Genomic DNA, 12,743 nt, shown 5'->3' with positions numbered 1-12,743 from the left:
GGTCGGCGTGACACATTCTTTAACAATTCCTTAACTTCCTGGGTTATAACATTACTTTTTCTCCTTCTCGGGCGCCCGCTGGGTGCCCGGCGATGACCCATCCGCTCGTTGTCGGGGCCGCCTGGCATTCCTGGAGTCTTCATGAGAGTCGATCTGGACATCGAGGCGGAACCGCTCGATGGACTGCCGCGCTTCCAGCGCTCGCTGAGCCTGTCGCGTCCACTGGTGCTGCTGACCTGGCTGCCGGCATTGGCGGCCCTGCTGCTGTGGGCGCTGGGTTACCTCGTCAGTCTGTTTTCCGCCGACTCCCACTGGGTCGCGCTGCTGGGCGTCAATGCGGCGTCCCTGCTGCTGCTCGGCGCGAGCGCGCAATCGGCCTGGCGGGTCGCCAGCTGGCGCGCCGCGGCCATCGGCCAGCAACCGGTTCCCCTGCGCTTCTGGCGGCGCGGCGCCGCCCAGGCGCCAGCGCAGGAGGAGCCGCTCAGCGGCTACGAGCGTTGGCTGGAGCGCATCCTCGGCGCCTGCCGCCGGCAGGTGCAGCGGATCGGCGGCGAGGCGCCGTGGTTGTTCGGCCTGGCGGGCGTCGCCCTGCTGATGGTGAGGGACGTCTGGCGCTTCGACCTGCCGGTGCCGGTCGCGACCGGCCAGCTGACCTGGGTCGCCGTCGGCATCCTGGTGGCCGCGGCATTCTGCCTGGTCGTGGTCGAGCGCCATCTGGCCGCCGACTCCGCGTCGACCTGCCCGGAAGCCGGATCGCTGGCCGCCATGCTGCGCCTGGTCGTGGTCGTCCAGGTGCTGACCGTCGTCTGCCTGGTACTGGTGGACGGCCAGCGCCTGTGGCCGGCCCGGCTGGCGGTATTGATCGGCCTGCTGCCGGGGCTCGCCGCCGTGGAACTGATGCTGCGGGCGCTGCTGTCGCTGTTCAGCCCGCCGCGCCCGCGCCAGGAGCCGACGCTGGTGGCGCGCAGCCTGGTCGCCGACTCCCTGCAATGGCCGCCGCGGCCCCTGGCGTTCATCCAGGGCGAGCTGCAGCAGCGCCTGGGTATCGACCTGCGCCAGGTCTGGGCCTTCGACTTCATGCGTCGCGCCTTGCTGCCGGTGGCGGCGCTGGTGCTGCTGGCCGGCTGGCTGCTGACCGGCGTGGTCGAGGTGCCGCTCAACGGGCGCGGCGTCTACGAGCGCTTCGGCAATCCGCTGCAGGTCTACCAGCCGGGGCTGCACGTCGGCCTGCCATGGCCATTCGGCAAGGTGCTGAGCGTCGACAACGGCGTCGTTCGCGAACTGGCCACCTCCGGCTCGGACAGCACCGCCGACCCGCTGGCGCCCGCCGAAGGGCCGGCGCCGGCCGCCGCCAACCGGCTGTGGGACGCCACCCACCTGAGCGAGAATTCCCAGGTCATCGCTGGCGTCGACGGCGGCCGGCAGAGCTTCCAGATCGTCAACATGGACGTGCGCTTCATCTATCGCATCGGCCTCAGCGACCAGGCCGCGCTGGCGGCGACCTATCACAGCGCCGACGTCGCCCAGTTGTTGCGCAGCATCGCCAACCGCGTGCTGGTCCACGATTTCGCCGGGCGCTCGCTGGACGGCGTGCTCGGCGCCGAGCGCGAAGCCCTCGGCCGCGATATCGGCCGCGCCGTGCAGGCCGATCTCGACCGCCTGGACAGCGGCGTGGAGCTGCTGGCCACTTCGGTGGAGGCCATCCATCCGCCGGCCGGTGCGGCCAATGCCTACCACGCCGTGCAGGCCGCGCAGATCACCGCCCAGGCGCTGATCGCCCGGGACCGGGGCCTCGCCGCGCAGCAGGCGAACCTCGCGCAACTCAATGCCAGCACGCTGACCGACAAGGCCACTGCCGCCGCCCACGAGACCACCAGCCAGGCGCGCACCGCCGAGCTGCGTTTCGCCGCCGAGCGCACCGCCTGGCAGCGCGCCGGCCAGGCCTTTCTCCTCGAACAGTACCTGGGCCGCCTGAGCCAGGGCCTGAACGGTGCCAACAGCCTGATCATCGACCACCGCCTGGCCGCCGGCCAGGCGCCGACGCTGGACCTGCGTGGCTACGCTGCGCCCGGCGCCCCTTCATTGGGTTTTCCCTGATCCCGCCGCAGCCCAGGAGCGCGTCCTTTGAGCTCGAACGCTACCCACGCCCATGACGGGCATTCCCACCCTGACTGCGGCCATGATCATGCCCACGACCATGACCCTGCACACGGGCATGACCACGGGCATGGCCGGGGCGAGTCCGGCCACGCCTGGCGGCGCATCGCCCTGGCTGCGCTGCTGGTGCTGGCCATGGCGGCCACGGCCTGCTTCGTCCAGGTGCGGGTGGGCGAGGCGACCGTCATCACCCGTTTCGGCAATCCCGCGCGGGTGCTGATCCAGCCGGGCCTGGCCTGGCGCTGGCCGCTGCCCTTCGAGGCGGCAGTGCCGGTGGACCTGCGCCTGCGCACCACCTCCAGCGGCCTGCAGGACGTCGGCAGCCGCGACGGCCTGCGGATCATCGTCCAGGCTTACATCGTCTGGCAGGTGGCGCCGGAGCCGGAGAGCATCCAGCGCTTCATGCGCGCGGTGCAGAACCAGCCCGACGAAGCCGCGCGGCAGATCCGCACCCTGGTCGGCTCGGCGCTGGAGACCACCGCCAGCGGCTTCGAGCTGGCCGACCTGGTCAATGTCGACGGCAGCCGGGTGCGTATCGACGACTTCGAACAGCGGCTGCGCCAGCAGATCGCCAGGCAGCTCAGCGATACCTACGGCGTACGCGTGGTGCAGGTCGGCATCGAACGCCTGACCCTGCCCAAGGTAACCCTCGACGCCACCGTCGATCGCATGCGTGCCGAGCGCGAGACCATCGCCACCGAGCGTACCGCCGAAGGCAAGCGCAAGGCTGCGCAGATCCAGTCCGCCGCCGAGCGCGACGCGCGCATCCTGGAGGCCGACGCCAACGTCAAGGCTGCCGACATCCAGGCGCAGTCGCAGGTCGAGGCGGCGCAGATCTACGGCAAGGCCTACGCCGGCGCGCCGGAGCTGTACAACCTACTGCGCTCCCTCGACACCCTGGGCACCCTCGTCAACCCCGGCACGCGCCTGGTGCTGCGCACCGACGCGGCGCCGTTCCGCGTACTGGTCGACGGGCCAACGCTGCCCGCAGCGACCCCGCACTCCGCCGAGCACGCCCATGAATAACCCGGAGCAGGGGCGCCCGAGCCCCTGGTTGCAGGCCGGACGCACGGGCTTCCTGGCCCTGTATGCGGTGACGCTGCTGGCGGCGCTGGGCTGGCTGGCCGGCAACGTCCGCCAGATCGGCCCGGAAAGCCGCGCGGTGGTGCTGCGCCTGGGCGCCGAGAACCGCATCCAGAACGCCGGCCTGCTGCTGGCCTGGCCGCGCCCCTTCGAGGAAGTGATCATGCTGCCCTCGGCCGGCCGTGTGACCGAGCGCCGGGTCGAACTGCTGCTGCGTTCGGAACAGGCGCAGAAGACCGATTACGACGGCACCCTGGCCAACGATTCCACCGCCGGTTCCGGCTACCTGCTGACCGGCGATTCCGGCGTGGTGCAGCTGGACGTGCGGGTCTTCTACCAGGTCAACGATCCCTATGCCTTCGCCCGGCAGGGCGCCCACGTGGAGCCGGCGCTGGATCGCCTGGTGGAGCGCAATGCCGTGCAGGTCTGCGCTTCCCGCGACATGGACGCCATCCTGGTGGCGCGGCCCGAACTGGTGGGCGGCGACTCCGCCCTGGCCGAACGCCGCGAGCGCCTGCGCGGCGACCTGCAGCAGGGCATCAACGCCAGCCTGGCGAAGCTGCAGGACGAAGGCGCGGGCCTGGGCATCGAGATCGTCCGGGTCGATGTCCAGTCTTCGCTGCCGCTGTCGGCCGTCAGCGCCTTCAACGCCGTGCTCACCGCCAGCCAGCAGGCCGAACAGGCCGTGGCCAGGGCGCGCAACGATGCGGCGCGGCAGCAGCAACAGGCGACCCAGGCGGCGGACCGTATCGTCCAGGTGGCCCAGGCCGAGGCTACCGAGCGGCTGTCCCGCGCCCGCAGCGACACCGCCAGCATCGTCAGCCTCGGCCAGCAGCAGGACCCGGGCCTGCTGCTGCGCCTGTACCGCGAACGGCTGCCGGCGATCCTCTCGCGCGCCGGTTCAGTGACGGCGGTGAACCCCGACGACGCGGGACGGATGATCCTGCAGGGGCCTAAACCATGACCCTGTTCGTTCCGTCTTTCCCAGCCAGCAGGAGCTTCCCGGCATGAGTGGCCACCATCACCACGGTCATGATCATCACGGTCACAGCCACCTGCACCTGACCTCCGGGCTGCTCTCGGGCGACGAGCGCCGCCGCGCCGCACGCCAGCTGAGCCTGGCGATGCTCGCCCTGGGCCTGCTCGGCCTCGGGTTGGCCTGGCGCTGGCTGGCGCCGCAGCAGGAGGGCGTCACCCAGCTGCTGCTGGGCATCGCCTCGCTGCTGGTAGCGGTGCCGGTGCTGCGCTCGGCCTGGCACAGCCTGCTGCATCCCAGCCTGCATGGCCTTACCGACCAGTTGATCGGCCTGGCCATGCTCGGCGCCTGGGCCACCGGTGACCTGGCCACGGCAGCGCTGCTGCCGATCATCATGATCTTCGGCCATGTCCTCGAAGAACGCAGCGTGCTCGGCTCGCAGGAGGCGATCGACGCCCTCGGCCGCCTGACCCGCAGCCAGGCGCGGCTGATCGGCGCCGACGGCCAGGTCAGCGAAGTCGACAACGCCAGCCTCAAGGCCGGCGATCAGGTGGAAGTGCGCGCCGGCGACCGGGTGCCGGCCGACGGCCGCGTGCTCGACGGGCAGGCCAGCCTCGATACCGCGCCGATCACCGGCGAAGCAGTGCCGGTGGAAGTGGCGGCCGGCGCAGACATCTACGGCGGCGCCATCAACCTCGATGGCCTGCTGCGGGTGGAGGTAACCCGCACCGGCGAGGATTCCACCCTCGGCAAGGTGATTGCCCTGATGCAGCGCGCCGAGCAGGCCAAGCCGCCGATCACCCGCCTGCTGGAGCGCTACGCCGGGCGTTACCTGCTGCTGGTGCTGCTGATCGCGGCGGTGACCTGGTTCGTCACCAGCGACGCCCAGGCCATGCTCGCCGTGCTGGTGGCGGCGTGCCCCTGCGCGCTGGTGCTGTCGGCGCCGGCCACCGCAGTAGCCGGTATCGCCGTGGCAGCGCGGCACGGCATCCTGATTCGCGGCTCGGCATTCCTCGAAGAGCTGGCCGACCTGTCCTCGCTGGTGATCGACAAGACCGGCACCCTGACCTACGGCGAACTGCGCCTGCACAGCATCGTCAGTGCCGACTCCGGCCAGCCCGGCGAATCCGTCGTGCGGCTGGCCGCCAGTCTGGGGGCCGCCAGTAGCCACCCGGTCAGCCGCGCCCTGGCCGCATTGGTGCCTCACGCGCAGTTGCTGCCGCTGAGCGAGCTGCACGAGCGCCAGGGCTTCGGCGTGGTGGCGCAGACGGAGGAGGGTGAGGCGGCGCTGGGCCGGCCCGAACTGTTCCAGCGCCTGGGCATCGCCATCCCCGAAGTACCGCTGCACGATGGCCCGATTGCCGGGTTGGCGCTGGACGGACGCTTCCTCGCCTGGCTGCTGCTGGCCGACAACGTGCGGGCCGAGGCGGGCGAGGCCATGGAGCAGCTGCGCGAACTCGGCCTGCGGCGCCAGTTGCTGCTCACCGGCGACCGCCGCAGCGTCGCCGATGCGGTGGCCGCCCAGGTCGGCATCGGCAGCGTGGTGGCCCAGGCTCTGCCGGAAGACAAGCTGCAGCAGGTCAACCAGGAACTGCAGACCGGTTTCCGCCCGCTGGTGGTCGGCGACGGCATCAACGACTCCCTCGCGCTCAAGGCCGGCGCCGTGGGCGTCGCCATGGGCGCGGGCGGCGCCGACATCGCCCTGGCGGCGGCGGACATCGTGCTGATCAACGGCGACCTGCGCCGGCTCGGCACCTGCATTCGCCTCAGCCGTCTGTGCCGACGCACGCTGCAGGTCAACGTGCTGATCGGCCTCGGCTGGACCCTGGCCATCGTCATCGCCGCGGCCTTCGGCCTGCTCGGTGCCGCCGGGGCGATGATCGCCGCGCTGCTGCACAACCTCAGCACCCTGCTGGTGCTGGCCAACGCCGGGCGCCTGCTGCGCTACGACGAACGCCTGCCGGAGCGCAGCGAGGCCGCGCCACGCGCCTTGCCGCCGACTGCCGCGCTGGGCGCCGGCCAGTGATCAGCTGCAGGACATGGCGCAGGCGATGAAGGCGGTGGTCAGCGTGGTCAGCGTCAGGCCGAGGAGGAACAGCAGGTCGGCGATGCGCTCCAGGCGGTGGTTGCGCTGCAGCTTGCGGGTGCGCAGGCCGAAGTAGGCGGCGAGGCTGGTGGCCAGGTAGATCACCGTGTTCAGCGCGAGCATGTCCTGGCCGATCAGGTCGACCCGGTGCAGGTTGACGATGATGTGGAGGATGCCCACCACGGTCAGGCAGACGCCGACCATGGCGCCGGAAGCGGCGAAGATGTGCACGCAGATGTCGTCGTCCAGTTGCGCGGTGTGGGTCTTGTGGCTCATGGCGAAAGGCTCCCGGTGCCGGCGGTGCGGTTCATCCGCTGACCTTGCCGGTCTCGATGTGGCTGCCATGATAGGAAGGTCGTGCGCTTTGCTCTACTCGCTTTCCCGGAGCCCCTCCATGCCCAGGAAATCCTCGGAAAATCAGTCAGATAGCCGTCGCTTGCCGCGCCAGGCGCGCGCCATGGAAAAGATCGAACTCATATTGGAGGCGTCGCGGCGCATCCTCGATCGCGACGGCCTCGAAGGTTTCACCACCAACCACGTGGCGCAACTGGCCGGGGTCAGCGTCGGCACGCTGTACCAGTACTTCCCCAACAAGGACCGTGTGCTGGACGAACTGGCCCGCCGCGAACTGGCGCAGCTGGCCAATGGGGTGATGGCCGCCCTCGGGGAGCGCGCGGAAGACTCCCCGGGTTCACGCATCCGCGCGGTGATCCATGCCGCCGTCAGCGCCTATGGCGGACGCACCGGCGCGCACCGGGCACTGATGCAATACCTGCTCACCCGCGGTGGCGGCAACCCCTTGCCCGGCCTGCGCGGCAACATCATGGCGCACCTGGTCGCCCATGGCGTGGGCGGCGCGGGCCAGCCGCCGCGCAGCCTCGACGAAGCGCAGGCATTCGTTCTCGCCCATGCCGTCAGCGGCGTGCTGCGGGCCATGGTGGAAGAGCCCGAAAGCATGCCGGCGGAACGCCGCCAGCGCGTCGAGGACGCGCTGGTGCAGCTGGTGCTGGGGTATTGCTGGGGCGCTGAGCAGAATAAATAGTGGCAGAGTGCTGTGCGGATATTTCCTACAGCCTGGCGCTCACATAGACTTCGCGCTTCGTGTCGCGGAGGGCGAAGGATGCGCAGGCAAGTCGGGTGGGGAGTCGGGGGAATGCTGGCCGTGGTGCTGGGTGCGCAAGCGGCCGAGCCGCTGCCCGATCCGTTGTTGCCGGCCACTGCAAGTGGCTCGGCTGAAGCTGCCGGTCGCGATGTGCGTGGCGTGTTGCATGCCCGCGAGCAGGCGATGCTATCCAGTGAACTGGCCGGGCGCATCCTGGAGATGCCTTTTGCCGAGGGCCAGGCCTTCAAGAAGGGCGATGTGCTGGTGCGCTTCGACTGCTCCGCCTACCAGGCCCAGTTGAATGCCGCCCAGGCCGGGGTGCGGGCGGCAGCGGAGGAGCTGTCGCACAACCGCCAGCTGGCCTCGCTCAATTCCGTGGGGCGCTACGAAGTGGCGCTGGCCGAGGCCAAGCAGGCCGAAGCGCAGGCCCAGGCGCAGGTCTATCAGGTGCAGGTACGTCGTTGCGGCGTGCAGGCGCCCTACGATGGCCAGGTGGTACAGCGCAAGGCGCAGCCCTTCGAAAGCGTCGCCAGCGGTGCGCCGCTGCTGGAGATCGTCGACAACCGCAGCCTGGAAATCCGCCTGCTGGTGCCTTCGCGCTGGCTGTCGAAGCTCAAGCCGGGCGAGCAGTTCAGTTTCACCCCGGACGAAACCGGCCAGCCGCTGCAGGTCGAGGTCAAGCGCCTGGGCGCGCGCATCGACGAGGCCAGCCAGACGCTGTTGCTGATCGCCAGCGTGCCGCCCAGCGCCGGCCTCGTCGCCGGCATGAGCGGCACTGCGCGCTTCGCCCCGTCGCAATGAGCAGCGCCGCCATGAATGCAGCCACCGGGAGCATCGAGCGGGCCTTTGCCCAGTTCCTCGGCCTGCAACGCCAGGCGCGCGCCGCCGACAGCCTGGAGCGGCTGTGCTTCGCCATGGTCAATGACGGCCAGGCGCTGTTCGGCTTTCGCCACGCGGCGCTGGTGATTGCCGGCAAGGTGCGCGCGCTGACCGGCGTCAGTGTGGTCGAGCCGCATGCCCCCTTCGTCGCCTTCATCGAGAGAGCCTGTGTCGAGCTGGGCGCCCATAGCGCGCTGGAACAGCCCACTGTGGCCGATTGCAGCCTGCTGAGCGAGTCGACCCGCCAGGACCAGCAGCAGATGAGCCTGCCGCAGGTATTCTGGTTGCCGCTGCGCGACCGTGCCGGGGTGCGCTTCGGCGGCCTCTGGCTGGCCCGTGAACAGCCCTGGTCGCCGGCCGAGAAGGCCTTGCTGGCGGAACTGGGCGATACCTATTCCCATGCCTGGCAGGCCCTGCAGCCACGCCTGCCGTGGCGCCTGCGCTGGCCGAAGAAGCGCCTGGCGATGGTGCTGGGTGCTGTACTCGTGCTGTTGCTGGTGCCGATCCGCCAGTCCGCGTTGGCGCCTGCCGAAGTGATACCCAAGGGCGGGCGGGTGATTGCCGCGCCGCTGGACGGGGTGATCGCCCAGGTCGTGGTGCGGCCCAACCAGACGGTGCAGCGCGGCGACCTGCTGGTGCGTTTCGACGCCACCACACTCAAGGCCCAGGCCGATGTGGCCGAGCGCGCCCTGGCGGTGGCCGAGGCCGAGCTCAAGGCCAACAGCCAGCGCGCCTTCCAGGACGGCGAATCGGCTGCGCGCCTGGACCTGCTGGCCGCCCGCGTCGAGCAGAAGCGCGCCGAACGCGACTACGCCCGCGAGCTGCTGCAACGCAGCGAAGTACGTGCCGAGCAGAATGGCGTAGCGGTGTTCGCTGATGCCGAACGCTGGACCGGCAAGCCGGTGCGCACCGGCGAGCGCCTGATGGAGATTGCCGACCCGAGCAGCGCCGAGCTGCGCATCGAGCTGCCCACCGGTAGCGTGATGCAGCTGGAGAACGATGCCCAGATCGCGCTGTTCCTCGATAACCAGCCGCTGACGTCGGTGCCTGCAAGTCTGCAGCGCATCGGCTATGAAGCGGAGCCTGTGCCCGGCGGCGGCCTGGCCTATCGGCTGGTCGCCGGCTTCGAGGAGACGCCGCCGCGCATCGGCCTGCGCGGCACCGCCAAGCTCTACGGCGAGCGTGCTCCGCTGGGCTACTACCTGCTGCGCCGGCCGCTGACGGCCCTGCGCCAGACCCTGGGGCTGTGAGCTTGAACCTGCCTGCGCTGCGTGACGACCTGCAGCTGTCCGAGGCCGCGCCGGCCTTCGATGGCGCCGCCCAGTGGGTGCTCAACGACCCCTTGCGCGGCCGCTACTTCAAGCTGGGCGAGGCCGCCGTGCGCCTGCTGCGGCAGTGGGGGCAGGGCGCGCCGCTGGCGGTGCTGGCAGCCGCCAACCGCAGTGCCGGCCGCGCGCTGGGCGAAAACGACCTGGAGCAGTTGCTGAGCTTCCTGCGTGAGCATGACCTGATCGCCGCCGGCGATCCGCAGCAGCGCGACAGCTACCTGGCCAAGTCCCACGCGCGTCGCGAGAGTCTGTGGCAGAAGGCGCTGCATCAATACCTGTTCTTCCGCATCCCGTTGTGGCGGCCCGATCCCTTCCTCAATCGCACCTGGCCCTGGCTGGCCCGGCACGGCGGCGCGCTGCTGCGCTATGGCCTGCCGGCGGTGCTGGCGCTGGGGCTGTTCCTGGTGGCCCGCGACTGGGACCGCTTCATCGGCAGTTTCTCCTACCTGTTCAGCTGGTCCGGCGCCGCTGCGTTCGGCATCGCCCTGTGGTTCGCCAAGTTCTGCCACGAGCTGGGGCATGCCTACATGGCCAAGCGCGCCGGTTGCCGGGTGCACAGCATGGGCATTGCGTTCGTCGTGCTGTTGCCGATGTTCTACACCGATGTATCCGACGCCTGGCGCGTCAGGGATCGCCGCAGCCGTCTGCTGATCGGCGCCGGCGGCGTGCTGGCGGAAATGCTCCTGGCCTGCGTGGCGCTGCTGGCCTGGTCGCTGCTCGACGACGGGCCGCTGCGCACGGCGGCCTTCCTGTTGGCGAGCGCCACCTGGCTGACCACGGTGGCAATCAACCTCAACCCGTTCATGCGCTTCGATGGCTACTTCCTGCTCAGCGACCTGCTGGGCGTGGACAATCTCCAGGGACGCGCCTTCGCCCTGTGTCGCTGGCACCTGCGCGAAGCGCTGTTCGGCTACGGCGCGCCACAGCCCGAGCCACTGCCGCCGGCATTGCGCCTGCGCCTGCTGGCGTGGGGGTACTTCTCCTGGGTCTGGCGCGCGCTGCTGTTCTTCGGCATCGCCCTGGCGGTCTACCACCTGTTCTTCAAGGTGCTGGGCATCTTCCTGATGCTGGTCGAACTGGGTTGGTTCATTGCCTTGCCGATCTGGCGCGAGCTGAAGTTCTGGTGGCAGAACCGCGAGCATGCGCAGCCGCGCCGCAGCCTGCCGACCCTGTTCGGATTGGCGTTGATCGGCCTGGTGCTGCTGGTGCCGTGGCGCACGTCGGTGCAGGTGCCGGCGGTGCTGGAGGCTTCCCAGGTCAGCGAGGTGCATACCCCGGTGGGCGCGCAGGTGGTGCGCCTGCTGGTCCGCGAAGGTCAGCCGGTGAAGGCCGGCGACCTGCTGCTGGAGTTGGCCTCGCCGGATGTCGAGGCGCACCTGCGGATCATCGGCCTGCAGCTGCGTGCGTTGCAGTTGCAGATCGCCCGCACACGCGCCAATCCGCTGCTGGTGGCCGATGCCGGCGTGCTGGAGAGCCAATTGGCGCAGCAACTGGCGGACTACCGCGGACTGGCGGCGGAACGTGAGCGCCTGCAGTTGCGTGCCCCGCAGGATGGCGTGGTGCGTGACCTCAGGAGCAGCCTGCAGGAGGGGCTCTGGCTGGCGCCGGAGGAGGTCCTGCTGCGGGTGGTCGGCCAGCAGCGGCCGAAGTTGCGCGGCTATGTCGAGCAGCAGTCGCTGGAGCGCCTGGCGCCGGGCAACGAGGGCCGATTCGTCGCCGAGGACCCCGGCCTGCCGGCCCTGGCGGTACGCCTGAGTGAGCTGGATGCCACCAGCAGTTCGGTGCTGGCCTTGCCGCTGCTGGCCTCCGACCAGGGGGGGCCCCTGGCGGTGCGCCGCGATGCCGAACAACGTGCGGTTCCCGAGCACGCGCAATACGGCGCGCGCCTGGAGCTGCTGGCCGACAGCCCGGCGCCGCAGCAGTCCGTTCGTGGCGTGGTCAGCCTGCGCGGGCGCAGCGAATCGCTGCTCGGCGGCTTCCTGCGGCGCCTGGCGGCGCTGGGGGTTCGGGAGAGTGGTTTCTAGCCTGCGGCTGTCTAGCGCGAGCCTCTGCGCAGGGGGCGTGGCGGTGGCCCTGTCCATGTTCCCGCAGTTTGTATGAAAAATCTGTACGAATATTCTGAAAAGCCCTAGCATCCAGCAATTGCAAAGTGCCATTGAGTTGTTGCGCAGGGATGCAGAACTTTCACTTCATATCGGGTTTGCCGCGCTCAGGCAGTACGCTGCTGTCCGCCATTCTCCTGCAGAACCCACGCTTCCACGCGGGCATGTCCAGCCCCGTCGGCGGGCTGTTTGTCAGCGTCCGTGAACAGTGCAGCGCAGGCAGCGAGTTCGCCCCGCTGATCAGCGCCGAGCAACGTCGCCGCCTGCTGCGTGGCCTGTTCGACTCCTACTACGCCGACCAGCACGACAAGTCCGTGGTGTTCGACACCAACCGCCTCTGGTGCGCCAACCTGCCGGCCCTGCGCGAGATGTTCCCGCAGGGCAAGGTCATCGCCTGCGTGCGCAACGTCGCCTGGATCATGGACAGCCTGGAACGCTTGTTCCGCGCCAATCCCTTCGAGAACACCAAGCTGTTCGCCGACGCCAGCGAGCGCAACACCGTCTATAGCCGCGTCGAGACGCTGGCCCAGGGTAACCGGCTGGTGGGCTTTTCCTGGAGTGCGCTCAAGGAAGCCTTCTACGGCGAACAGGCCGATTCGCTGCTGGTGATCGACTACGACCTGCTGGTGCGCAGCCCGGAGAAGGTGCTGCGCCTGGTCTACCAGTTCATCGACGAGCCCTGGTTCGAGCACGATTTCGACAATCTGGCCTACGACGCGCCGGACTTCGACACCGCGCTGGGTGTGAACGGCTTGCACCGCGTGCGGCCGAAGGTGGCTGTTCAGGAGCGTCGCACCCTGCTGCCGCCGGACCTGTTCGAGCAGTACAGCAAGCTCTCTTTCTGGGAAGACGGCAGCGCCAGCGCGGCCAACGTGATTCGTATCAAGAACAACTGACAGGACCGGTCACGGCGGCAACAGATCGCCGGTACCCAAGAGGTGCATTGCATGCAGTGGATCAAGCGCGTGTTCGGCGAGGCTGCGCGTCGCCAGGAAGAAACCGGGGTTGCCCAGCCGACGCTGATCATGGC

The 12,743-nt window shown here is 69.6% G+C and carries 10 protein-coding genes; 9 read left to right on the top strand and 1 reads right to left on the bottom strand.

Annotated elements, in window-relative coordinates:
• The first annotated feature begins 141 nt into the window (after positions 1-141).
• Genes hflK (HNP46_RS14700) through HNP46_RS14685 form a run of 4 tightly spaced genes read left to right on the top strand, consistent with a single transcriptional unit; the run spans position 142 to position 6,242 of the window.
• Positions 142-2,097, top strand: a complete 1,956-nt coding sequence (gene hflK / locus HNP46_RS14700) for a protease modulator HflK (RefSeq protein ID WP_184590120.1) — start codon at positions 142-144, stop codon at positions 2,095-2,097.
• A gap of 27 nt (positions 2,098-2,124) precedes the next feature.
• Positions 2,125-3,183, top strand: a complete 1,059-nt coding sequence (gene hflC / locus HNP46_RS14695; protein WP_184590118.1) for a protease modulator HflC — start codon at positions 2,125-2,127, stop codon at positions 3,181-3,183.
• Positions 3,176-4,204 carry a protease modulator HflK gene (hflK, locus tag HNP46_RS14690; protein ID WP_184590116.1) on the top strand — a complete coding sequence of 343 codons (1,029 nt, stop codon included), beginning with the start codon at positions 3,176-3,178 and terminating at the stop codon, positions 4,202-4,204. The genes hflC and hflK (HNP46_RS14690) overlap by 8 nt, the downstream gene beginning before the upstream one ends.
• 43 nt (positions 4,205-4,247) lie before the next feature.
• Positions 4,248-6,242, top strand: coding sequence for a heavy metal translocating P-type ATPase (locus HNP46_RS14685; RefSeq protein WP_184590114.1), 1,995 nt, complete (start codon positions 4,248-4,250; stop codon positions 6,240-6,242).
• Here the strand turns inward: HNP46_RS14685 and HNP46_RS14680 are convergent, their stop codons facing one another.
• Complete coding sequence (locus tag HNP46_RS14680) at positions 6,243-6,578, bottom strand: hypothetical protein (RefSeq protein ID WP_184590113.1); 336 nt, start codon at positions 6,576-6,578, stop codon at positions 6,243-6,245.
• Positions 6,579-6,759: 181 nt separating this feature from the next.
• Between HNP46_RS14680 and HNP46_RS14675 the strand changes: the two genes are divergently transcribed.
• The 5 genes from HNP46_RS14675 (at position 6,760) to HNP46_RS14655 (ending at position 12,609) form a co-directional block, all read left to right on the top strand.
• Positions 6,760-7,344: a TetR/AcrR family transcriptional regulator gene (locus tag HNP46_RS14675; RefSeq protein WP_184590111.1), complete on the top strand. Its 585-nt coding sequence runs from the start codon at positions 6,760-6,762 to the stop codon at positions 7,342-7,344.
• Positions 7,345-7,422: 78 nt separating this feature from the next.
• Positions 7,423-8,205, top strand: a complete 783-nt coding sequence (locus HNP46_RS14670) for an efflux RND transporter periplasmic adaptor subunit (protein WP_184590109.1) — start codon at positions 7,423-7,425, stop codon at positions 8,203-8,205.
• A gap of 11 nt (positions 8,206-8,216) precedes the next feature.
• The gene (locus HNP46_RS14665; protein ID WP_184590107.1) at positions 8,217-9,533 is read left to right on the top strand and encodes an efflux RND transporter periplasmic adaptor subunit; all 1,317 of its coding nucleotides are present in this window, start codon (positions 8,217-8,219) and stop codon (positions 9,531-9,533) included.
• 2 nt (positions 9,534-9,535) lie between these two features.
• A complete protein-coding gene (locus tag HNP46_RS14660) occupies positions 9,536-11,635 on the top strand; it encodes an HlyD family efflux transporter periplasmic adaptor subunit (RefSeq protein WP_184590105.1) in 2,100 nt (699 codons plus the stop codon).
• A gap of 149 nt (positions 11,636-11,784) precedes the next feature.
• The gene (locus HNP46_RS14655; protein ID WP_184590103.1) at positions 11,785-12,609 is read left to right on the top strand and encodes a sulfotransferase family protein; all 825 of its coding nucleotides are present in this window, start codon (positions 11,785-11,787) and stop codon (positions 12,607-12,609) included.
• Positions 12,610-12,743: the final 134 nt, after the last annotated feature.

It is taken from the genome of Pseudomonas nitroreducens (genome assembly GCF_014204515.1).
GTDB lineage: Bacteria > Pseudomonadota > Gammaproteobacteria > Pseudomonadales > Pseudomonadaceae > Pseudomonas > Pseudomonas nitritireducens_A.
This window is presented reverse-complemented; position numbering and strand designations above follow the sequence as displayed.